General features: G+C 72.3%; 18 protein-coding genes. 4 read left to right on the top strand and 14 right to left on the bottom strand.

Annotation, left to right across the window (positions count from 1 at the left end):
• The first annotated feature begins 177 nt into the window (after nucleotides 1-177).
• Nucleotides 178-594, top strand: a complete 417-nt coding sequence (locus AAC944_RS34670; RefSeq protein WP_196942966.1) for a hypothetical protein — start codon at nucleotides 178-180, stop codon at nucleotides 592-594.
• A gap of 1,627 nt (nucleotides 595-2,221) precedes the next feature.
• Here AAC944_RS34670 and AAC944_RS34665 read toward each other — a convergent pair.
• From AAC944_RS34665 to AAC944_RS34650, 4 genes are all read right to left on the bottom strand, one after another.
• Nucleotides 2,222-2,380 carry a DUF6760 family protein gene (locus AAC944_RS34665; RefSeq protein WP_196942965.1) on the bottom strand — a complete coding sequence of 53 codons (159 nt, stop codon included), beginning with the start codon at nucleotides 2,378-2,380 and terminating at the stop codon, nucleotides 2,222-2,224.
• Nucleotides 2,377-2,895, bottom strand: a complete 519-nt coding sequence (locus tag AAC944_RS34660) for a hypothetical protein (protein ID WP_030613519.1) — start codon at nucleotides 2,893-2,895, stop codon at nucleotides 2,377-2,379. The genes AAC944_RS34665 and AAC944_RS34660 overlap by 4 nt, the downstream gene beginning before the upstream one ends.
• Nucleotides 2,895-3,338, bottom strand: coding sequence for a phage tail protein (locus AAC944_RS34655; protein WP_030613516.1), 444 nt, complete (start codon nucleotides 3,336-3,338; stop codon nucleotides 2,895-2,897). Before AAC944_RS34655 ends, AAC944_RS34660 begins: the two co-directional genes overlap by 1 nt.
• Before the next feature lie 84 nt (nucleotides 3,339-3,422).
• A complete protein-coding gene (locus tag AAC944_RS34650) occupies nucleotides 3,423-5,009 on the bottom strand; it encodes a phage tail sheath family protein (RefSeq protein WP_030613514.1) in 1,587 nt (528 codons plus the stop codon).
• Between the two features lie 275 nt (nucleotides 5,010-5,284).
• Between AAC944_RS34650 and AAC944_RS34645 the strand changes: the two genes are divergently transcribed.
• The gene (locus tag AAC944_RS34645) at nucleotides 5,285-6,691 is read left to right on the top strand and encodes a ricin-type beta-trefoil lectin domain protein (protein ID WP_030613511.1); all 1,407 of its coding nucleotides are present in this window, start codon (nucleotides 5,285-5,287) and stop codon (nucleotides 6,689-6,691) included.
• 25 nt (nucleotides 6,692-6,716) lie between these two features.
• Here the strand turns inward: AAC944_RS34645 and AAC944_RS34640 are convergent, their stop codons facing one another.
• The 5 genes from AAC944_RS34640 to AAC944_RS34620 form a co-directional block, all read right to left on the bottom strand.
• Complete coding sequence (locus tag AAC944_RS34640) at nucleotides 6,717-7,577, bottom strand: polysaccharide deacetylase family protein (RefSeq protein ID WP_030613508.1); 861 nt, start codon at nucleotides 7,575-7,577, stop codon at nucleotides 6,717-6,719.
• A gap of 102 nt (nucleotides 7,578-7,679) precedes the next feature.
• A complete protein-coding gene (locus tag AAC944_RS34635) occupies nucleotides 7,680-8,438 on the bottom strand; it encodes a class I SAM-dependent methyltransferase (protein WP_030613505.1) in 759 nt (252 codons plus the stop codon).
• A gap of 84 nt (nucleotides 8,439-8,522) precedes the next feature.
• Nucleotides 8,523-9,734: an aminotransferase class V-fold PLP-dependent enzyme gene (locus tag AAC944_RS34630; protein ID WP_030613503.1), complete on the bottom strand. Its 1,212-nt coding sequence runs from the start codon at nucleotides 9,732-9,734 to the stop codon at nucleotides 8,523-8,525.
• Nucleotides 9,735-9,741: 7 nt separating this feature from the next.
• Nucleotides 9,742-11,061 (bottom strand): pyridoxal-phosphate dependent enzyme, encoded by a 1,320-nt coding sequence (locus tag AAC944_RS34625; protein WP_030613501.1) that lies wholly within the window; start codon nucleotides 11,059-11,061, stop codon nucleotides 9,742-9,744.
• Nucleotides 11,058-12,623, bottom strand: coding sequence for a Y4yA family PLP-dependent enzyme (locus tag AAC944_RS34620; protein ID WP_078888514.1), 1,566 nt, complete (start codon nucleotides 12,621-12,623; stop codon nucleotides 11,058-11,060). The genes AAC944_RS34625 and AAC944_RS34620 overlap by 4 nt, the downstream gene beginning before the upstream one ends.
• A 507-nt stretch (nucleotides 12,624-13,130) precedes the next feature.
• Between AAC944_RS34620 and AAC944_RS34615 the strand changes: the two genes are divergently transcribed.
• Nucleotides 13,131-13,430 carry a hypothetical protein gene (locus tag AAC944_RS34615; protein ID WP_030613495.1) on the top strand — a complete coding sequence of 100 codons (300 nt, stop codon included), beginning with the start codon at nucleotides 13,131-13,133 and terminating at the stop codon, nucleotides 13,428-13,430.
• A 45-nt stretch (nucleotides 13,431-13,475) separates the two neighbouring features.
• Here the strand turns inward: AAC944_RS34615 and AAC944_RS34610 are convergent, their stop codons facing one another.
• The 5 genes from AAC944_RS34610 to AAC944_RS34590 form a co-directional block, all read right to left on the bottom strand.
• Complete coding sequence (locus AAC944_RS34610; protein WP_030613493.1) at nucleotides 13,476-15,803, bottom strand: glycoside hydrolase family 3 N-terminal domain-containing protein; 2,328 nt, start codon at nucleotides 15,801-15,803, stop codon at nucleotides 13,476-13,478.
• Between the two features lie 119 nt (nucleotides 15,804-15,922).
• Nucleotides 15,923-16,345, bottom strand: coding sequence for an acyl-CoA thioesterase (locus tag AAC944_RS34605; RefSeq protein WP_030613491.1), 423 nt, complete (start codon nucleotides 16,343-16,345; stop codon nucleotides 15,923-15,925).
• A 60-nt stretch (nucleotides 16,346-16,405) separates the two neighbouring features.
• Nucleotides 16,406-18,052 (bottom strand): MDR family MFS transporter, encoded by a 1,647-nt coding sequence (locus AAC944_RS34600; RefSeq protein WP_368396656.1) that lies wholly within the window; start codon nucleotides 18,050-18,052, stop codon nucleotides 16,406-16,408.
• Nucleotides 18,049-19,296 (bottom strand): glycosyltransferase, encoded by a 1,248-nt coding sequence (locus tag AAC944_RS34595; protein ID WP_030613486.1) that lies wholly within the window; start codon nucleotides 19,294-19,296, stop codon nucleotides 18,049-18,051. The genes AAC944_RS34600 and AAC944_RS34595 overlap by 4 nt, the downstream gene beginning before the upstream one ends.
• Before the next feature lie 56 nt (nucleotides 19,297-19,352).
• Complete coding sequence (locus AAC944_RS34590) at nucleotides 19,353-20,666, bottom strand: UDP-glucose dehydrogenase family protein (protein WP_030613485.1); 1,314 nt, start codon at nucleotides 20,664-20,666, stop codon at nucleotides 19,353-19,355.
• A gap of 156 nt (nucleotides 20,667-20,822) precedes the next feature.
• Here AAC944_RS34590 and AAC944_RS34585 point away from each other — a divergent pair, with 156 nt between their 5' ends.
• Nucleotides 20,823-21,485, top strand: coding sequence for a TetR/AcrR family transcriptional regulator (locus tag AAC944_RS34585; protein WP_051871687.1), 663 nt, complete (start codon nucleotides 20,823-20,825; stop codon nucleotides 21,483-21,485).
• Nucleotides 21,486-21,556 lie beyond the last annotated feature (71 nt).

The following is a 21,556-nucleotide window of genomic DNA, read 5'->3' as shown; positions in this document are numbered from 1 at the left end:
GTCCCGGTCACCGGAGCCGTCACAGGAGCCGTCACCGGAGCCCCGAGTCCCGGCCGACGCGCGGGTACGGGAGCCGATACGGGCTCAGGGCCGGGTGCAGCGGACGCCGCGGGCCGCGTGGGACGCGGGCCGGCGGGCGGCGTGGCGGCCGCGTTCGAAGCCGCTCCCCCGCTCCGCTTGACCGGACTGCCGAGCCCGGCGCTCCGCTGCACGGCAGGCGTGCTCGGCTCGCTCGGCGTGCTCGGCGCGCTCGGCGTGCCGGCCGACTGTACGCCGGTCTCGTTCACCGGCACGGAGCCGGAAGCCTGCTCGCTCCGCGCAGCCGGTCGCCGCTCCGACGTACCGTCCGTCGCCGACCGCTGCACCGCTGCCTTGCCGGACACCAATGGCCGCTGCTGCTCCGGGCCCTGGGCCGACTCGCGCCGCGCCTCGGCCGTGGGTACCGGCCGGGGCACGGTCCCGCTTCCGTCGTCCGACACCGACCGCCGCACAGCCGCGCCCTTGGCCTCGGCCGCTCGCTGCACCGCTGCGCCCTCCGGCGCCGCCGACCGCCGCCGCACGGTCGCGCTCTTCTCCGCCCCGGACGACCGCTGAACCGCTCCAGACTCCGACGCTGACGGCTGCTGAACCGCTCCAGACTCCGACGCTGACGGCTGCTGAACCGCTCCACGCTCCGACCCGGACGACCGCTGGACCACTCCAGACTCCGACCCGGACGACCGCTGGGCCGTTCCACGCTCAGCTGTGGACGGTCGCTGGGCCGTTCCACGCTCAGCCGTGGACGGCCGCCCGACGTCCGATGTACCGCCCGACGCCGACGACGGCCCGCTGGCCGGCGCACCGCCCGATTCCGACGACCGGAGCGGCTCACCGATCGGCACCGCCCGTCGCTGCACAGCAGGACCGGACGCCGGCTCACTCCGCGTCTCACCCGAACGCACCGGCCGAGCCGCAGGCCCGCTCCCAGCCTCCGGCATCCCCCGCTGCACCACGGTGCTTTCCGGCGCCGCCGACCGCTGCGCCGCTCCCCGCTCAGTCGCGGACGACCGACCGCTGACCGGTGCGTCATCCGAGGCCGACGGGCGGCCGATCGGTGCGCCGCCCGAAGCCGACGGCCGGGCCGGGCCGCTGTCCGACACCGACGGCCGCTGCACAGCAGGGCCGGACGCCGGCTCATGCCGTGCCCCGGCCGTGGGGGCCGGGCCAGGCACAGGCCCGCTCTCCGGGACCGGGCCGGACACCGGCTCCGGCGCCCGCCCGGAAGTCGGAGTCGGCTCCGTGCCGGGCCCGCCGCCCGAGGCCGGCTTCCGCTCACTCGGGGCGGTCCGGGACGATGCCGCGGCCGGTACGTCCGTCGGTACGGCGGCCGGTACAGCGGCCGGTGCCGCTGACGGCAGTACCCGCCGCTGTACGGGGCCGGGCGTCGCCGCCTTGGTCAGTGACGCCGTGCCACGTACCGGGACCGACACGGGAGTCGGAGCCGACGCCGGAATCGGGCCCCCGGCGCTCGCGCCCCCCGCAGGCCTCACGACCGGCACTGCCGGACCGGTCCCTCGGGTCGACCCAACCTCCCCAACCGCAGGCGCACCCAGCGCCGGACTCGCTACAGGCCGCGCCGGACTCGCTACAGGCCGCGCCGAACTCGCGTCAGGTCCCGTAGGCCTGACCGGCACCACCCGCGGGCCCCTGGCCCGCTGGACCGAGGGCGGCGTGGCGGTGGGGGCGAGCGCAGGTGCCGGGGAGGCGAAGGCGCCGCCGCCCGGGGCGCCGGCCTCCGGGTTCTGCGCCCCCTGGGGCCACTGCGGCCCCTCCGGTTCGGGGCGGGCGACCGGAAGGGACAGCGCCGGATCGCCCAGGCCGGGGACGGACCGGACCGCGGGGGTCAGGGCGTCCCGGATCAGACCGGTCGGCGCGCTGTCCAGGACGGCGTGCGAGAGCGTGCCCATGAAGCCGGGGTTCTGGAAGGACGCCAGCGTGCCGGCGAAGTCCGGCGCCGACACCGTGTGGCGGTCCGGGCGCGACAGGGCACGCTGGATCGGCGGCAGGCCGGAGGGGCCCGTCGCCCCCACGGCCTCACCGGCAGCGGCCGGACCCCCGCCCCGCACATCGGCGGCAGGCGCCGGACCGGCCGTGGCCGCACCCGCGCCCGCGTCCGCCGCGTCGCCCCCGGCGGCACCCGTGCCGTCCTCCCGGCTCCGCCGGAACCGGTCGAGCATTCCCATCAGCGTTCCGCCTCCGCGCGCGTCACCAGCATGGCGATCTGCTCGACGTAACGGCGGCGGTCCCGGTGTTCGAGGTCCAGGATCTCCTCCAGGCTCCAGTGGAAGTGGTAGGCGATGTACGCGATCTCCTCATGCATGCGGTCGGTCGCGTACGTCACGATTCCCCCAGGCGGCTCCCGCCGAGTTCGACCTCGAACGGCTGCTCGCAGTGCGGGCAGGACACCCCGGCCCGGGTGTGGCCCTCGGCGTTGATCTGCCGGTAGAAGTCCTGCAGGAAGGCGAGGTCGGAGGCGAACATGTTCTCCACCACCCCGTCGTGCACCAGCGGCAGCGTCCCCAGCCGGGTGATGACCCGGCCGAGCAGTACCACCGAGAGGTAGGCGGGGTTCTCCTGCACCCGCAGGTCCCGCAGCGGTACGAGTTCGTCCTTGGCGGTCGCCAGGCGCATCACTCCGTGCCGGTGCACGGTCCCGGACTCGTCGACGTAGCCGCGCGGCAGCTCGAAGGCGAACTCGGTGCTCAGGGCGGGCTGTGGGGCCACCGCGGGGGCGGCCGGGGCCGCCGGAGCGGCGACCGCGGCCCCGGCCGCCTCCGCCGCGGCTTCCGGCCCGGCCTCGGGGCCGGAAGCCACCGGTACCGCCGCGGCCGGCGGCCTGGGAGCGGTACGGCGCATTACTCGATGACCAGTTCTTCGAACGTGATGGTCACGGTCTCGGTGAGCGCGGACGCCTCGCCGGCCTTGACGGTGCTGGTGTCGACCTTGCTGCACCAGGCGTTGCGCATGTTGTACCGCTTGACCGGGTTGTTCTGGTAATCCATCACCATGATCGTGGCGTTCTTGCGGGCCGTGGCCATGACGCCCGCCACGGACTCGGTGATCCACTGGTTGAACGCCGCCGACTGGGTCATGCCGCGCACGACCGTGCAGGTGCCCGCCTTCTTCACGCCGGGCAGCTTCTTCGTGACGGGCTTGCCCTGCGCGGAGACCTGCTGGTACTCGATGACGTCCTGCTCGATGGTCAGGCCGCTGACCTCCTGGAGGTACTCGACCATCACACCGTCGATCTGGAGGCCGAAATTGTGTGAGGTGAGCGCGTCACCTGGCTGGAGACTCATGAACTGTCGGGTGTCCTTTGCTGATTACTGACCGACGGGAGAGAAGGCGAGGGAGGGGAGGGCGACCGGCGGCCGCCCTCGCCGCTACTCCTCCAGCTCGCCGCTGCCGCTGGAGAACTGGGCCAGGCGGAAGATCACGAATTCCGCCGGCTTGACGGGCGCGATGCCGATCTCGCAGATGACCCGGCCGAGGTCCACCGACTCCTGCGGGTTGGTCTCGGCGTCACACTTGACGTAGAACGCCTCCTCCGGCCGGGAGCCGAAGAGGGCGCCCTCGCGCCACTCCGTGACGAGGAAGGCGGAGACGTTACGCCGGATGCGGGCCCACAGCTGCTGGTCGTTCGGCTCGAACACCACCCACTGGGTGCCGATCAGGATCGACTCCTCCAGGTAGTTGAAGTACCGGCGGATGTTCAGGTAGCGCCAGGCCGGGTCGGAGGAGAGGGTGCGGGCGCCCCAGACGCGGATGCCGCGGCCGGGGAAGGCGCGGATGCAGTTGACGCCGATCGGGTTGAGCAGGTCCTGCTCGCCGCGGGTGATCTGCATCTCCAGGTCGACGGCGCCGCGGACGATCTCGTTGGCGGGTGCCTTGTGCACGCCGCGCTCGGAGTCGTTGCGGGCCCAGATGCCGGAGATGTGGCCGCTCGGCGGGACGATCTTCGACTCGCCGGTGGCCGGGTCGAAGACCTTGATCCACGGGTAGTAGAGCGCCGCGTACTTGGAGTCGTAGCCGGCGGTCTCCTGGCGCCAGACGCGGATGCCGCGGGCGTTCAGGCCGGGCGGCGGGTCGATGACGGCGACCCGGTCGCCCATCAGCTCGCAGTGCGCGATCAGGCCGAGCTGGACGGCCTTGACGGCCTCCAGGTCGATCGCGCCGCGCTGGTAGGCGGCCATCAGGTCGGGCACGGCCACCATCGAGATCTCGTCGACCGCTTCCAGGCCGCCGAAGCCGGTGCGGTCGGCGGAGTCGCCGAGGTACTCGGCGGGGCCCGGGTGGCCGGCGGGCGCGGTGGCGGGGGCCGGGGCTGCGGGCGCGGGAGCCGGGGCCGGCAGGGCCACGGTCTGGTTCTCGGGCCGGGCCAGCTGCGCCGCGGGCGCCGCCTCCTGGACGGAGATCAGCTTGGAGCGGTCCTTGACCTGCGTGACGACGTAGTTGCGGCCGCCCTTCTTGGCGGTGACGTCGAAGGTCTCGGCGGCCTTGCCGCCGTCCTTGACGACCAGCCGGAAGCGCTCGGCCGGGCCCTCGCCCTCGGCGTCCGTGACCTCGACGGAGAGTCCGTCGCCGCTGCCGGGCGCCAGGGCCGCGACCTTGAACGTGCCGAGCTGCTGCGGCTCGCCGGGCGGCAGCGCCGCGGGGGCCGCGGCCTCCTGGCCGGCGGCGGGCGCCTGGCCGTTCTCGCCGCCCGGAGCCCCGCCCACGCGCACGACGTAGGCGGCGCTGCCGCCGTTGTTGAAGAAGCCGTAGACGGAATGCGCGAGGTAGTACCCGTCGGTGAACTCACCGAACTCGGCGACGTACTGGGTCCAGTTGGTGACCAGCGTCGGCTTGTTCAGCGGTCCGCTCGGCGCGAGTCCGACGAAGGCCGCGACGGAGGTGCCCACTCCCTCGATCGGGCGAGAGCCGCCGGCCACCTCCTCGACATAAACGCCTGGTGACAGGTACGACGACATGCTTCGCTCTCCTCGGGGTACTGGACACAGGATCCGGAATTCACCCTCCGGGACCACTGACGGCCAGGTGAACGTCCTCCGGTACCTACCTCGGGGCATCCCGCGTGCCCGAGGGGGCAACCGTGCGCACCCCGGCGGTGCGCCTCCGTGCCGCTCCCGGCGCCCCGGGACGCCCGGCCGCCGGGCCGATGGGGCAGCCGACGCCGCGCGTTCGGGCACCACCCCTGCCCTCTGGCCTCATGACCTGCGGCGGGTCCTCCCGTAGCGTCGCGGGCGTGAGCATCTGGACCTCCCTCGAGCCCTCGTCCGCCACCGTGGATCCCGGCAGCACCGCCTCTGTACGGCTGAGACTCCGCAACACCGGAGACGTGGTCGACGAGTACCGCTTCGTGCCGGTCGGTGACATCGCGCCGTACGTGACCGTGGAACCAGCGTCGGTACGGCTGTACCCGGGGACCACAGGGACGGTGGAACTGACGTTCGCCCCGCCGCGCACCCCCGACGCCACCGCGGGGCCGAACCCGTTCGGTGTGCAGGTCATACCCACCGAACACCCCGACGCCACCACCGTCATCGAGGGCAACCTCACCATCACGCCCTTCACGGAGATCCGGGCCGAGATGGTCCCGCACACCGTCAAGGGCCGGTTCCGGGGCCGCCCGAAGCTGGCCGTGGACAACCTCGGCAACACCAAGCTCACCGCGTCGATCACGGGCGCCGACCGCAGCGACGAGCTGTCGTACGAGATCCGGCCGTCGAACGTGCAGATCGAGCCCGGCCGCGCCGCCTTCGTGGACGCCGTGCTCAAGCCCCGGCAGATCACCTGGGGCGGACACAAGCAGCAGCGGCCGTTCAGCCTGGCGGTGCGGCGCTCGGGCAGCGAGCCGGTGGAGGTCGACGGCACGTACGTACAGCGCAGCGTCTTCCCCTACTGGCTGATGACGGTGCTCGGGCTGCTGCTCGCGCTCACCATCACCGGGCTCATCCTCTGGTTCGCCTACAAGCCTTCCGTCACCAGCCTCGCCCAGGAGAAGCCGCAGGACGCCGCCGCCACCCTGCCGAAGGAGACACCGGCCCAGCCCACGCAGGAGCCGTCCCAGGAGCCGGAGAAGCCGGCGGAGGAGGGGCAGCCGGAGAAGCCCGCACAGCAGGAGCCGGAGAACAAGCCCGCGGGCGGGGGCGGGGGCGGCGACCAGAACAACGGCATGCCGGCGAACACCGTGCGGGTGCTCATCAAGAACTGGACGAACCACACCTGCGCCGACATCCCCACCGCCCAGGGCCGCGTCGACGGCCCCGTGCACCAGGCGGCGTGCAACAGCTCCACCAACGACAACCAGCTGTGGAACCTCGACAAGAGGAGTGACGACGGCGGTCCGAACGGCGCGCCCCTGTTCCTCATCCGGAACGACAAGGACGGGCTCTGCATGGACCTGCCCGACTACGGCGGCGCCCGTCCCGCGACGCGGGTGACGGAGTACAAGTGCAACGGCACGAACGACGACAACCAGCTGTGGTGGGTGGAGAAGAAGGGCGACAACCGCTTCTGGGTCCGCAACTTCAAGAGCGACAACATGTGCCTGGACTCGCAGGTGGCGGACAGTGACGACCGGAACCTGAGCATCTTCCCGTGCCAGGACGAGGCCCGGAACAACCACCAGTGGGCCTTCACGCTCAACTGACCGCGCGCCCCGGCACCACGTACGGCTACACGTGGTGCCGGGTGTAGTGCTCCGCGATCTCGTCGCTGGTCGTCAGCCAGACGCCGGGGTGACCGGCGACGTGTTCCAGCGCCTGGTCCAGGTACTTGTGCCGGAACGGCTGGCCGATGACGAAGGGGTGCAGCGCCAGCGCCATCACCCGGCCGCTGTCCGCCGAGTCCTCGTACAGCTGGTCCAGCTGGTCCTTGACGATCTGCACGAAGTCCGGCCCGCTGAGGCTCTTCCCGACGAACAGGCTGATGTCGTTCAGCTCGACGGAGTACGGCACGCTCAGCATCCCCGGCACGTTCAGCCGGTACGGCTGGTCGTCGTTGGTCCAGTCGAGCACATAGCCGAGACCGAGCTCGGCCAGCAGCTCCGGGGTCCGGAAGGTCTCGGTGAGGGCCGGCCCCATCCAGCCGCGCGGACGCCGCCCGGTGGCCTTCTCGATGGTGGTCACCACCTCGGTGAGGTAGGCGCGTTCTTCTTCCGGGCTCATGCCGGCCTGGAAGATGGAGTTGTTCCTGCCGTGCGCCAGCCAGGCCCAGTTCCGGTCCAGGCCTGCCCGCACGATCTGCGGGTAGCGGTCCGTCACATCGGAGTTGAGCAGCACGCTGGCCCGCAGCCCGTGCCGGTCAAGGCTCTTCAGCAGCCGCCAGAACCCCACCCGGGGGCCGTAGTCGCGCCAGCCGTAGTTGAGCGGGTCCGGCGTCAGCCCCGCGGTACCCGCAAAGGTACTCGTCGAGGGCCGGTCCACCTGGTAGTGCTCGATGTTCAGCCCCACGTAGAAGGCGACCCGCGCACCTCCCGGCCAGCGGATCGGCTCCCGCTCGACGATCGGACTGTAGTCGTACAGCTGGTTGTCCATCACTCGCTCCTCGTCTCCCCGGCCTTCGATGGCCCGTGACCATGCTCGAACCTGACACTGATGTCAGGTCAAGGGAGACAGGCATGTGAGGTGGGACATGACTCAGCGGACCGCCACGAGGACGTAGTCCGTGCTGCACTGCCAGACCGTGCCCGTCTCCTGGAAGCCTGCCTCGCGGAGGAGGGTGCGGTGGCGGGGCAGGGTGAGGCCGTTGTGGCGGTTGCGCGGCGGGCGGTGCTCGCGGCGGCGGGCGGCGAACAGGCCCGCCAGCTCGGGGTCCCGGGCGGCCGCCGTCCACCAGGAGTCCCACTCCTCGTGGGCCGTCGTGCCCAGCCGTTCGGCCCTGCGCCGCCCGACGTGCCGGGCGATCCGGGCCGTCGTGCTGCCGTCCGGGTGGAGCATGTCGCTGTTGACGAGGACGCCGCCCGGCCGCAGCAGCGCGGCCAGGTCCTCGTACGTGCGCCGCAGCGCGTCCTCGGAGAGGCAGTGCAGGGCGGTGGTGGAGACGGCGGCGTCCAGCGGTCCCGGCAGTGCCAGCGCTCCGGTCCAGCCGGGTTCGCCGAGGGCCGCCCGGACGAAGCGGGCGGCGTGCGCGTGGTGGGTGCGGCCCAGTTCGAGCAGCAGCGGGTCGCTGTCCACGGCCACGACATCGGCGTACGGCAGCCGTCCCGCCAGCCGTGCGGCCAGTGATCCCGGGCCGCAGCCGAGGTCCGCGACGACCGGCCGGGGCCGCCCGGCGAGTACGTGCTCGACCACGTCGGCGACCACCGTGAACCGCTCCTCGCGGTCGATCGCGTACCGCTGTTGCTGGCGCTCCCAGCGCTCCACCCATCGCTCGGCCGTCGCCGTGCCCAGTCCCATCGGGGCCGTGCCACCTTCACCGTCTCGCACCGTCTTCCGGACCGGTCCGAAGATACAGGTGAAAATGGTTCCCCTTGGCGCAACTCACTGGAGGGTGGTCAGGACCGCGAGCAGCCGGTCGATCTCCTCCGGGGTGTTGTAGACGTGCAGGCTCACCCGTACCGCGTGTTCGCGCTCGCCCGCGCTGCCCTGGCAGAGGCTGTCGGAGCGGACCATGAAGCCGTGGCTGAAGAGGACGAAGCCCAGGTCGCCGGAGCCGATGCCGCGGTGGCGGAAGGTGACGATGCCGTGCCGTCCCGGTACGTCCGAGTCGGCCGCCAGGCTGCGCCGGCAGCCGAGCACCTCGTACGCGGGCAGTCGGCGCAGGCCGTCGGTGAGCCGGGCGGCCAGCGCGCGGGTCCACCGCGCGATGCGGTCCGTGCCCGCGGCGTCCAGCCAGTCCAGCGCCGCCCGCAGGCTCGCGGCCCCGGTGGTGTCGGGGCTGCCGTCCCAGCCGCCGGGGGCGAAGCGGGGGCCGCGTGCGTTACGGGCCCAGACCGCCCCCGAGCCCGGCAGCGCCAGGGCCTTGTGGCCGGAGAAGGCCAGGAAGTCCACGTCGAGTTCGGCGAGGGAGACGGGGAGGTGGCCGACGCTCTGCGCGGCGTCCAGGCAGATCACCGCGTCCGGGCCCACCGCCCGGCGGATCCGGTGGACGTTCATGTCGCCGCCGTAGACGTGGTGGACGTGGGTGGCCGCGATGAAGCGGGTGCGCGGCGTGACCAGTTCGGCGAGGGCCGCCGGGTCGTAGTCGCCGGAGCCCGCCTGGTACGGCATCGGGCGGACGCGGACGCGGGTGCCCTGCCGGGCCAGCAGGTCGCGGGCCTCCAGCCAGGGCGCGATGTTTGCCTGGTGGTCGGCGAACGGCACGACGATCTCGTCCTGGTCGGCGAGCAGTCCGGTGAGCCAGTCGCGGGCGACGGTGCGCAGCCCTTCGGTGGTACCGCTGACCAGATGCACGCCGGAGCGGTCCGGCTCCGGGTCGGCCAGGAACTCCTTGATCCGGTCCCGGGTCTCCCGCATGAGCGCGGTCGTGCGGTTGGCCCACGTGTAGGTGGCCCGCCCGGCGTTGGCGTTGCTGGTGGTGAGGTAGGTGTGGACGGCGTCCAGGACGGCGCGCGGCTTCTGCGCGGTCGCCGCGCTGTCCAGGTACACCAGCTCCGGGTGCCCGGTGAGGATCGGGAACTGGACGCGGAGCGCGGCGTGCCACTCGCGCAGCTCTTCCAGGGCCGCGGAGGCCGGTGCGCCGGTGGCGGTCACGGCGCCCTCACTCCCGTACGAGCGGGGCGCCCGCGTCGCGCCAGGCGATGATGCCGCCGGCCAGGCTGCGTACGTCGGGGTGGCCCATGCGGGTCAGCAGCGCGGCGTACCGGGCTGACTGCTCCCCCACCGGGCAGGCCAGCAGCACGGGCCGGCTCTTGCTGAACGGCAGGCCGCCCTGGAGGAGTTCGGCGAACAGCTCGTCGACGATGTTCACCGAGCCGTCGATGTGCAGCGCGGCGTACGAGAAGGGGCTGCGCAGGTCGACGACGAGGGGCTCGTCCTGGGCGATCCACCGCTCGGCGTCCTCGGTGCCGATGCCGGTGGCGGCCGCGGCCTCCGCTTCGGTGAGGGTGGCGAGGGAGTTGCGGTGGGCCGGGCGGCCCAGGAGGTCGGGCCGCCGCTGGCGTACGTAGCTCAGGTAGCTCTCGATCCGGTCGCACACGATGAACACCGCGGTCCGGCGCTCCGTCAGCTCCGCGTCGAGGGTGCGCAGGTGGCGTACGGCCCCGGTGTAGGCGGCGCCGCCGGTCGGCCCGGCCGGCATCCCGCACCGCCGGGCCAGCGTCACCATGCCCTCGATGGCTTCGTCCGCGGTGACGGTCTCGATCGTGTCGTACGTGGCCGGGTCGAACAGACCGACTCCCTGGACCTCGTCGATGGTGCGGATGCCGGGGATGAAGTCGGCCTTGTGCGCCACGAGCCCGAGGACGTGCACGCCGGGGTCGTGCTCGCGCAGCACGCGGGCGACGCCGCTGGAGGAGCCCGCGGTGCCCACGCACGCGACGAAGTGGTCCGGTGCCCGGCCGTCCAGGTCGGCGACGATCTCGGGGCCGGTACCGGCCGCGTGGGCCTCGGTGTTGCGCGCGTTGTAGTACTGGTCGGTGTAGACGTAGCCGTCGGCCGACCCGGTGAGCTCCTGGTGGAAGAGGGTCAGCGGGTCGTCGGTACTGGTGGGGTCGAGGCACTCCGTCTGTCCGGGCAGTTCCTCGACCTCGGCGCCGAGCAACAGCAGCAGGTCCCTCATCTCGGGGACCCTGATCCGGTTGGTGACGGTCTTGAACGGGACGCCGTACAGCCCGGCGAGCAGGGACAGGGCCTTTGCGGTGTTCCCGCTGGACAGTTCCACGACGGTGCGGTGGCCGTCCGCCGCGGCCGTCAGTCCGGGCCGGACCATGTGCCATGCGGCCCGGTCCTTGACCGATCCGAAGGGGTTCAGCATCTCCAGCTTGGCGTACAGGTCGATGTGGCGCAGGCCGTGCACGGCCGGATCGACGCGTACCAGCGGGGTGTCGCCGATGGCGTCGGTGATGCTGTCGAGTCTCATGCGCCTCCTCCTGCCGGTGTGCCGTGGTGTCGCGGGTGGTGTGCCTGCTGGGCGACCGGCCAGTACTCCTCGTCCAGGCACCAGCGCCACGGAACCTCGCCGTGCCCGTCGTCCTGCCCGTCCTGCCGTTCCCGGCCGTCCCGCCGCTCCCGCGCGCCGTCCCGGCCGTCCTGCCAGACGGCGGCCTTGCGGGCGACGGGCTGCCGCTGCGCCTCCCCGGCCCGGAAGTCCATGCAGTACCCGGCGGTGTTCGCGAAGGCCAGCAGGTCGCCGGGGCACGGCGGGTACGGCAGGAAGACCGTCCGCCGCGTGATCATGTCGGCTTCCAGGCACAGGTTGCCGGCGAGGTGGACCCCGACCGGTCCGCCCGCGGCCGGCGCCCGCCTGCCGTCGGCCGGTACGACGACCGGGTCCATCAGGACGCCGTGCTCCTCCAGTGCCACGTCGGTGGCGTTGGCCGCCAGCCGCACCACCCGCTCACCCGCCCCCGTCCGGCGCACCTCCAGGACCCGCGCCAGCGTGAGCCCGCACTGGTCGGCCAGGGCCCGCCCCGGTTCGACGTACAGGTCGCACAGGCCCTCCAGGAGCAGCGTGGCGAGCCGCGTGCCCAGGGCGGGCGCGGGCTGGGTCAGCAGCGCGTCGAGGTACTTCTCAGCGGCGACGGGGCGGTGCGCCGGGTAGAGGGCGAGGGACCCGCGCAGCGTTCCGGCCTCGTGCCACAGGCCGTAGCCGTGCCGGCGCCAGGTCAGGGCTGGGCGCCGGCCCATGACCGCCCGGGTCAGCTCGGTCGTGTACCGCTCCCACTGCTCGCCGTCCGCGAGGTAGCTGACGCCGAAGCCGCCCCCGATGTCGATGATCCGGGGGTTCAGCCCGCGGCCTCGGCACTCGTCCATCGCCCGGACGCAGCCTTCGAGGGCCACGGCCTTCTCGGCGAGGCTGGTGGTGTCGAGGTGGTAGCCGACGCCGGCCAGGCGTAACTCGTCCGGGTACCGCTCCAGTGTGGTGAGCAGTCCGCCCAGCTCCCCCGCCGGTGTTCCGAACCTGCTCGGCCGGGTGAGCAGCCGGGTGCCCTCGGAGGCGAACCCCGAGAGCCGGAGCAGCACCCCGGCGGGCGGCAGGCCGTACTGCCGGACCAGGGCGGCGAGTTCGTCCAGCTCCGCCTGTCCGTCGACGTGCACGAGGACGCCGGTCCGGGCGGCCAGCCACAGGAACTCGGGGTCCTTCGGACCGGTGGCCATGATCCGGTCCGGGGTGAAGCCGGCGCCGAGCGCGTGCTGCAGTTCGCCGAGCGAGGCGGCGTCCAGTCCGGCGTCCGTGGCGGCGAGCCGCCGCACCAGGGCGCTGGAGCGGTTGGCCTTGTGCGCGAAGAAGACCTGGCCGGACAGCCGGTGCGTGCGGTAGACGTCGCGGAAGTGGGTGAGGTTGTCGGCGATCTGGTCCGGCAGCACCACGTTGAGCGGCGATCCCAGCCCGCCGACGAGCGCGTGCAGGAACCGGCCGGACCGCAGCAACGACGTGAGTCGAGGCGTCAGCCGTGGCTCCAGGTACAAGGGGACGCCCATCCCGAGGCTCCTCCTGATGCGGACCGCTACGCGCCCGCTCCGTCCGGCGGCAGCGGGCCGCCGGCAGCAACTGCGACAGTTTTCCGCCGAACCCATTTCCCGGCTGCGCTCGCCCTACGCCCCTCGCCGGGCCGGGCCCCGCGCACGACTACCGCGTCCACGCGGCCGGGCCGCCGCCCGGTCCCCGGCCCGGCCGTACCGCCCGCCCTGGGTGCGATGTGCCGGCCGTCCTCCGTCGCCGCGCCGCGGGGCCGGCCGGGCGGTCAGCGCGATCTCATGCCCGGCCTGGACGCGGCGGCGGCGTCCGGCGTACCGGTCCTACCGCCGCCCGCCGACGGGCGCTCCCCCGCGCCGGGCATTCGCGGCTGGGCCTGGGCGCCACACACTCCGACGGAACGGACATCAGCGGTAAAATGTGGTGACTGATCTAGCATTCTGGACAGATTGCGCTCTGCTTATCAAATGGCGCAAAAGTCACCACACAGCACGGCGGATCAGGAGGAAGTCATGGCGACGGCCACGCACACCACCCACCAGGGCCACACCCACCAGCACGGAGCCGGCTGCGGGCATGTCGCCGTCCCGCACGGCGACCACACCGACTACGTGCACGACGGCTGTCTGCACCGCACCCACCAGGACCACGTCGACGAGTGCGAGCCCGCCGGGCACACCGAGCACCAGGAACACACCCACCAGCACCAGGAGGGCTGCGGCCACGTCGCGGTCCCGCACGGCGACCACATGGACTACATCCACGACGGCCACCGGCACGCCCCGCACAACGGTCACTGGGACGACCACTGACCGTCCGCCCCCGGTGCGGGAGCCGGGAGCGGGCGGCCGGTCAGGTCAGGTCACCGTCAGCTCGACCTTGGCATCGGCGGCCGAGCTGGTGCCCACGTAGAGATCGAAGGCGCCCGGCTCCAGCGTGAACCGGCCCCGGGTGTCGTTGGTCCAGAAGCCCAGGTCCTCGGCCCCGAGACGGAAGCGCACGGTGGTGTGCCCGCCCGGCTCCAGGGTCACCCGGCGGAAGCCGCGGAGCTTGCGTACCGGCTGGGTGAGGGAGGCGGCCTTGTCGTGGACGTACAGCTGCACGACCTCGTCACCGGCCCGCTTCCCGGTGTTCCGCACGGAGACGGAGACCTCCAGCGTGTCGCCCTTGCGCAGGGCCTGCGCCGCGACGCGTGAACGGCTGAGCTTCGGCTCGCCCAGGGCGAAGTCCGTGTAACTGAGTCCGAAGCCGAACGGGAACTGCGGCCCGTCGGGCAGGTCAAGGTACTTCGAGGTGTACTTGTTGTCCGGGTCGTACGGGCGTCCCGTGGACTCGTGGTTGTAGTGGATCGGGATCTGGCCGACCGTACGGGGGAAGGAGACCGGGAGCTTCCCGCCGGGATTCACGGTGCCGAAGAGGACGTCCGCGATCGCGTGCCCGGCCTCGGTGCCCGGGTGCCAGGCCTCCAGCACGGCGGGGGCCTTGTCCAGCCAGCTGCCCACGGTCAGCGGGCGGCCGTTGACGAGCACCACCACGAACGGTCTGCCGGTGGCCGCGACCGCCTCGATCAGCTTCTCCTGCGCGCCCGGCAGCGAGATGTCGCTGCGGGCCGCCGCCTCGCCGCTGATCGACGGGGGTTCGCCGACCACGACCACGGTCACGTCGGCGGCCTTGGCGGCGGCGGCCGCCTCGGCGATGCCGCTGGTGTCCTCGCCCTCGGCGTCCACGCCCTGCGCGTACGTGACCTTCGCCTGCGGGGCGGCTTTCTTCACCGCGTCCAGCACCTTCACGGCGGGGAACTTCTTCTGCGAGGCCGGGATCACCCAGGTGCCCAGGAGATCGCCCGAGTCCGCGAACGGGCCGACCACCGCGATCGAGGAGGCCTTGGCCGACAGCGGCAGCACCGACTTCTCGTTCTTGAGCAGCACCATGGAACGGGCCGCTGCCGCACGGGCCGCCTTGCGGGCCGCGGCGGACGGCTCCGCGATCTCGTCCCGCTGCTCGACGTACGGGCGGTCGAAGAGGCCGAGCTGGAACTTCAGCTGCAGCACACGGTAGACGGCGTCGTCCAGCCGGCTCTGCTCGATCTTCCCGGCGCGCAGCAGCTTCTTGCCGTTCTCGACGAAGTGGGTGCTGGTCATCTCCATGTCGACGCCGGCGTTCAGCGACAGCCGCGCCGCGTCCGCGCCGTCCTCGGCGAAGCCGTGCGCGATCAGCTCCTGGACGCCGGTGAAGTCACTGACCACCAGCCCGTCGAAGCCCCACTCCCGCTTGAGGATCTCGGTGAGGGTGTGGGTGTTGCCGTGCGCGGGGACGCCGCTGATGGTGTTGAAGGACGCCATCACGGTCACCGCGCCGGCGTCCAGCGCGGCCTTGAACGGCGGCAGGTAGAGGTTGCGCAGCCGGGACTCGGAGACGTCGACCGTGTTGTAGTCGCGGCCGCCCTCCGCTCCGCCGTACGCGACGAAGTGCTTGGCGCAGGCGGCCAGCCGGTCCTTGTCCTTGAGGCTGTCGCGCCTGCGGTCCTTGCCGTCGCCGCCCTGGTACGCCCGTACCTTGGCCGCGGCGAAGTGCGAGGTGAGGTACGGGTCCTCGCCGCAGCCCTCCGCGATGCGGCCCCAGCGCGGCTCGTGGGTGACGTCCATCATGGGCGCGAAGGTCCAGTGCACGCCGTTGGAGCGGGCTTCCTTGGCGGAGACCTCGGCGTCCGACGCGGTGACCTCCGGGTCGAAGCTCGCCGCCTGGCCGAGCGGGACCGGGAAGTTGGTCCACATGCCGTGGATCACGTCGAGGCCGAAGACCAGCGGGATGCCGAGCCGGGACTCCTCCACGGCGATCTTCTGCAGTGCGTTGGTGGTCTTCGCGCCGAAGATGCTGAAGACGGAGCCGAGCATGCCCTTGCGGGCGGCGTCCTCGACCGCCTTGGTCTCGCCGCCGCCGGGCCCGGTGTCCCAGGTCCAGGGCAGCTGCTGAAGCTGGCCGAACTTCTCGTCGACGGTCATCCGGCCCAGCAGTTCCCTGATCTTCCGGTCGTACGGTCCCGAGGCGCGGGGGCCGTCCGCCGCGGCGGCCGTCCCTCCTGCGGCCGGAGCGGCGGCCTGCGCGCTCCCCGCCCCGAGGAGCCCGCCGGCAACGGCCGTCCCGCCGGCCGCACTCAGAAGCGTGCGTCGTCGCATCCCCTGCATGAGTTCACCTTTTCGGCAACGGGCAGGCTCCATCGCCCGCCCTGAATTCAGAAGGTGAATGGACGTTAAAATCTGGTGACGGACGGGTCAAGGGTTGCGACAGAGGCGGCCGTGGCGTGTCAGAAGTCGAACAGACTCAGGTCCTCGGCAGCCGAGCGGAAGACCCGCGCCGGATCCCCCACGAGCCGCCGGTCCGCAAGGTCCAGCACGCCGCACACACTGGCCACCTCGGCGGCCACCTCGCCGTCGGCCCGCACGATCCGCTGCTCGATCCGGTAGGTCTTCCCCTCGCCCCAGACGAATGCGCAGTCCACCGTCACCTCGTCCCCGGCGCGCAGCTCACGCCGGAACCGCACGGTGGTCTCCAGGTTCACCGGGCCGACGCCCTGGTCGAGCAGGTCGGACTGGCGGATGCCGGCCGCCTGGAGCAAGGACCACCGGGCGTGCTCGGCGTACTGCATGTACACGCTGGAGTTGAGGTGCCCCTGCGCATCGGTCTCGTACCCGCGCACGGTGATCTCCACGGCGAACGGCGTTCCCATCGTCTCCCCCATCCTCTGCCGGCCGGTCCGGCCGGACCGGCAGAGGAGCCTACCGCTCCGTCACTCGTCGGACAGTTCGAGGTTCGGGACGCGCCAGGCCGCGATCACGAAAGCGAGCAGGGTCACCGCCGCGCCCGTCAGGAAGACGACGCGCATGGCGGCGACGTAGCCCTCCAGGAAGGGCAGCGCCAGGCGCGGGTCCAGGGTGTGGAGGAAGGCGGAGTCCTCCAGGTCGAGGCCGCCGTGCGGGCGCAGTACGCCGCTCAGCGCGCGGGCGTTGTCGGGCTCCTCGGCCAGTCGGCGCAGGGCCGGGTGGCGGAACGCCTCGTCGAGCCGTTCGCCGATCCGCGAGCCGGCCAGCGAGAAGAGGACCGACAGGAACGCGGCGGCGCCGACCGTGCCGCCGTTGGAGCGGAAGAAGTTCACCGAGGCGGTCGCGGCGCCCATGTCCGTACGGGGCACCTCGGACTGGGCCAGCGTGGTCATGGTCTGCATCGCCGCGCCCAGTCCCGCACCCATGAAGAGCATGCCGATCGCGACGTACCAGAGCGGGCTGTCGGCCTGGAGCGTGGCGTAGACGAGCATGGCGGCGGTGAAGCAGCCGACGCCCGTCACCAGGTGCACCTTCAGGCGTCCGGTACGGGAGATCAGCCGGCCGACGGTGAGGGTGACGGCGACGTTGGCGACCGTGGTGGGCAGCATCGCCAGGCCCGCCGCCATCGGGCTCATGCCCTGGGCGAGCTGGAGGTACAGCGGCAGCGTCGTCATCGCACCGAACATGCCGATGCCGACGATGAAGTGGAGGAGCGTGCCGAGGCGGAAGCTGCGGACGCGGAAGAGGCGGAGCGGCAGCAGCGCCGCCTCGCCCATGCGCCGCTCGATCAGTACGAAGGCGGCGAGTCCGGCCGCGCCGGTGACGTACAGGGCGAGGGCCGGCGGTGAGGCCCAGCCCCAGCTGCGGCCCTGCTCGGCGACGACGAGCAGGGGGACGACGCCGAGGGCCAGGGTCAGGGCGCCGCCGTAGTCCAGTCGGTGCCGTACCGGCCGGTGCGGCACCCGGCGCAGCACGCGCGTGATGACGGCGAGGGCGAGCGCGGCCAGCGGCACGTTGACCAGGAAGATCCAGCGCCAGCCGGTGATGCCGAGCAGGCTGCCGCTGCCCGCGAAGACGCCGCCGACGACGGGCCCGACGATGCTGGACCCGGCGAAGACGGCCATGAACCAGCCCTGGTAACGGCCCCGTTCGCGCGGCGAGGTGATATCCGCGATCACGGTCATGGCGAGGGACATCAGTCCGCCGCCGCCCAGCCCCTGGACCGCCCGGAACACGGCGAGCTGGTGGATGGACGCGGCGCAGCCGCACAGCAGTGATCCGGCGGCGAAGAGCACGATCGCGACGAGGTAGACCGGCCGCCGGCCGTGGATGTCGGACAGCTTGCCGTACAGCGGGGTGGCGATGGTGCCGGTGACGAGGTAAGCCGTGGTCACCCAGGCCTGGGCGGTGAGTCCGTGCAGGTCGTCGGCGATGGTGCGGAGCGCTGAGGAGACCACGGTCTGGTCCAGCGCGCCGAGGAACATCCCGAGCATCAGGCCGGACAGGACGATGACGACCTCGCGGTGCGACAGCCGCGCGGGCGGACCGGCCTCGTCGGCCGGTCCGTCCGCGGGCCGCGGCTCCTGCTTGCGGAGCGCGTCCGAAGAACTCACGCGTGGTCTCCGACGAGCCTCTCCAGGTCGGCCACCGCGTGCTCGATCTCCGGCAGGGTCAGCATCGCCAGCCGTGCCCGGCGGGCCGTGGCGGCGGCACCGGAGTCGGCCAGCACCGCGCGGCAGACCGCGGCGATGCCGTCCGGGGTGCGGTCGGTGATCTCCCGGCCGAGCCCCAGCTCCTCGACGCGCTGCGCGTTGGGGCCCTGGTCGCCGAACTGCGGCAGCACCGCCAGCGGCGTACCGGTACGCATCGCCTCACGGATGCTGTTGAAGCCGCCGTGGGTGAGGAACAGGTCGACGCACTCCAGCAGCAGCGGCTGCGGCAGCCGCTCGGTGAGGTGGACGTGCGGGGGCAGCTCCGTGGTGTCCACCGGTATGCCCGAGGTCGCGACGACCACGGTGCACTCGTCCAGCTTCGCCGCCGCCTCGACGATGCTCTGCAGCGTCTTGACGGGGTCCGGGAACTCGAACGGCAGCTCCGGGGGCTGCTCCTCGCCCTGCTCCTTCCGCTGCTGGAGCATCGGCAGCGCCGTGCCGATGGCGGCCCACACCAGCGGCCGGTCGGTGGGCAGCTCGGCGACCCACGGGGGCAGGACGGAGCTCCGGTCGACCTCCACCGTCTGCCGGTACGACCAGGGTCCTGGCAGGTGCCGGGCGAAGGAGAAGGAGGCCGGCACGTAGTCGATGCGCCCGTGCGGGACGACCGACAGCGGGCTCTCCTGGGCGGGCAGCCCGAACTCTTCGCGCAGCGTGTTGAGGCCGGGGTGGATCTCCTCCGGGTTCAGCATGTTGCTGGATCCGGAGGGGGTGGGCAGCTGGGGGATGCCCAGTTCTTCGGCGATGAGCACCGAGCCGAGGTCCATGCCGTCGCGCAGGATGAGCTGGGGTGCGAACTCGCGGACCAGGGGCAGCATGATCTCCCGGAGCTTCCTGGCCATCGGCCCGGAGAGCACCTGGACCATGAAGCGCATCATGGCGGCCTGCTGCTGCTCGGGGTCGGGCTCCCCGGCCCCGGCGCCGGGCGCGTCCCCGCCCAGGTCGAACTCCTCGTCCATGAACAGCTGCGGCGTGAAGGTCGGCATGCAGGTGATGACGGTGAGGTCGTCATCGCGGAAGAGCGGCGCGACCTCCTCGGTGGTCGCCACCCGTACCTCGTGTCCGGCGGCGGCGAGGGCCCGCAGCAGGGGCAGCTGGGCGCGTCCGTGTGAGGGACTGCCGATGGTGGTGCACAGGACTCGCATCAAGAGACCTTTCGGGTCGGTCTGTCGTGGGGTGGGGGCCGGGCGCGCTGCGGTGGTCAGCCCGCCATCGTGTACGGGCTGCCGATGCTCTGCCGGACGAGCCCGGCGCGGTCCAGCCGGTCCTGGTCGAGGAAGTTGCGGAAGTCGTGGACGATGCGGCCGTCGAGGCGTTCGGCGACCTTGTCCCAGTCCAGTTCCAGGAACTCCGGCCACTCGGTGAGCACGAGGCAGGCGTCGGCCCCGTCCGCGGCGGCCAGCGGGTCGTCGGTGAGGGTGAGCAGGTCGCTGAGGTCGGGCCGGGTCTCGCACAGTGCGGGGTCGTAGGCGTACAGCTCGGCGCCGCGCTCCCGCAGCTGCCGCGCGATGGCCAGCGCCGGCGAGTCCCGCAGGTCGGAGGTGCCGGCCTTGAAGGCCAGGCCGTACAGGGCCAGCCGCACGCCCGCCAGCGAGCCGTCGCCGCGTGAGGACTGTGCCGCGACGCGCTCGACGAGGCGCCGCTGGTGCTCGACGTTGGTCTCGATGGTGGCGCGCAGCAGCGGGAAGTCGATCCCGGCCGCCTCGCAGACGGACAGCAGGGCGTGGGTGTCCTTGGGCAGGCAGGAGCCGCCCCAGCCGGGTCCGGGCTGGAGGAAGGCGCTGCCGATGCGCGGATCGTGGCCGATGCCCGCGGTCACGTCGCCGATGTCGGCGCCGAAGCGCTCGCACAGCGTCGCCAGGTTGTTGGCGAAGGACAGCTTCATGGCGAGGAAGAAGTTCGCCGCGTACTTGGCGAGTTCGGCGCTGGCGGCGTCGGTGACCACCAGCGGCGCTTCCAGGTCGGCGTACAGCTCGGCGACCCGCCGCGCGGCCTCGGCCTCCGCTCCCCCGACCACGATGCGGTCCGGGTGCAGGAAGTCGTGCACGGCGCGGCCCTCGCGGAGGAACTCCGGGTTGCTGACCACGGTCACGTCCGGCCGGCCGAGCAGCGCGGCGACCCGTTCCGACGTGCCCACCGGCACCGTCGACTTGTTGACGACGACCGCGCCGTGCGGCAGCTCGGTACGGATCTCACCGGCGACGGCCTCGACGGCGGCCAGGTCGGCCGCGCCGCCCGCGCCCATCGGCGTCGGCAGGCACAGGAAGACCACGTCGGCGTCGCGGACGGCGGCCGGGGTGTCGCCCACGAACGCGAGGCGGTCCGATTCCAGCCCCTCCTCGACGAGTTCCGGCAGCCCCGGTTCCAGGATGTCGACCTCGGCCCGGCGGAGCCGCTCGACCTTGCCCGGGTCGGCGTCCGCGCACACCACCCGGTGCCCGAGCGAGGCCAGGCAGGCCCCGGTGGTCAGCCCTACGTAACCGGTACCGATGACGGCGACGCGTCTCTCAGTCACTGATAATCACCTTTTCGAATGATCGTCTGAGGCCGACCTTATGACACGCGCCCCACAGGCGGTCAACGATTGATGACAACGACCGATGACTTCCGGACACGGTCCGGATCCAGGACCATGTGCTGCTGAACGACGAGCCGAAGAAGGTACGAACACGTGGACGGATCGACAGCGAAGGCGAAGGCGGAGACCGGCGAGCAGCCCGCGCGGGCGCGCAAACACAGTGCGGCCGGGACGCGCAGCGCCCTGATGACGGCGGCGTCCCTGCGCTTCGGCAGGTACGGCTACGACGGCGCCAGCATCCGGGACATCGCCAAGGACGCCGGGGTGGACGCCGCCCTGGTGTACCGCTATTTCGGCTCCAAGGAAGCCCTGTTCGCCGCGGCGTCCATGGACACCGCGATCTTCGACCCGCTGCTGGAGGTGCCGCTCGACGAGGTCGCCGGCTGGGTCTGCGACTTCGTCACCAGCGGCCCGCCGGACGAGGAGGTACCGCACCCGGTGCTGTCCGTGCTGCGCTCCTCCAGCCGCGAGGACGCCGTCCGGCACTTCCGCGACAAGGTGGCCGAGGTCTTCTCGGGCCGGTTCGCCGAACGCCTGGAGGGGCCCGACGCGGAGCTGCGCGCCGAACTGCTCGCCGCGTGGCTCCTCGGCACGAGCCTGATGCGGAAGGCGTTCCGCACCCCGGCACTGGACTCCGCTTCGGACGCCGCGCTGCACACCCATCTCCGTGCAGGCATCGCCCGCCTGCTCCAGCCGGAACAGCGCGGCTGCGGGTGCGACTGCTCCTGCTCCTGCCCCTGCCCCTGCGGGATCTGACTCCCCTCCCCCTTTCCCATCACACGGGTCACGGCCGGACCAACGGCCGTGACCCGTCCGTGTTTTCGGTA

The organism is Streptomyces sclerotialus (assembly GCF_040907265.1).
In the GTDB taxonomy this organism is placed as follows: domain Bacteria; phylum Actinomycetota; class Actinomycetes; order Streptomycetales; family Streptomycetaceae; genus Streptomyces; species Streptomyces sclerotialus.
This window is presented reverse-complemented; position numbering and strand designations above follow the sequence as displayed.

Bases quoted from the DNA above. Each gene is read 5' to 3' on its own strand.
- AAC944_RS34660 (WP_030613519.1), bottom strand. From the start codon at position 2,895: ATGCGCCGTACCGCTCCCAGGCCGCCGGCCGCGGCGGTACCGGTGGCT.
- AAC944_RS34655 (WP_030613516.1), bottom strand. From the start codon at position 3,338: ATGAGTCTCCAGCCAGGTGACGCGCTCACCTCACACAATTTCGGCCTC.
- AAC944_RS34650 (WP_030613514.1), bottom strand. From the start codon at position 5,009: ATGTCGTCGTACCTGTCACCAGGCGTTTATGTCGAGGAGGTGGCCGGC.
- AAC944_RS34640 (WP_030613508.1), bottom strand. From the start codon at position 7,577: ATGGACAACCAGCTGTACGACTACAGTCCGATCGTCGAGCGGGAGCCG.
- AAC944_RS34635 (WP_030613505.1), bottom strand. From the start codon at position 8,438: ATGGGACTGGGCACGGCGACGGCCGAGCGATGGGTGGAGCGCTGGGAG.
- AAC944_RS34625 (WP_030613501.1), bottom strand. From the start codon at position 11,061: ATGAGACTCGACAGCATCACCGACGCCATCGGCGACACCCCGCTGGTA.
- AAC944_RS34620 (WP_078888514.1), bottom strand. From the start codon at position 12,623: ATGGGCGTCCCCTTGTACCTGGAGCCACGGCTGACGCCTCGACTCACG.
- AAC944_RS34615 (WP_030613495.1), top strand. From the start codon at position 13,131: ATGGCGACGGCCACGCACACCACCCACCAGGGCCACACCCACCAGCAC.
- AAC944_RS34610 (WP_030613493.1), bottom strand. From the start codon at position 15,803: ATGCAGGGGATGCGACGACGCACGCTTCTGAGTGCGGCCGGCGGGACG.
- AAC944_RS34605 (WP_030613491.1), bottom strand. From the start codon at position 16,345: ATGGGAACGCCGTTCGCCGTGGAGATCACCGTGCGCGGGTACGAGACC.
- AAC944_RS34595 (WP_030613486.1), bottom strand. From the start codon at position 19,296: ATGCGAGTCCTGTGCACCACCATCGGCAGTCCCTCACACGGACGCGCC.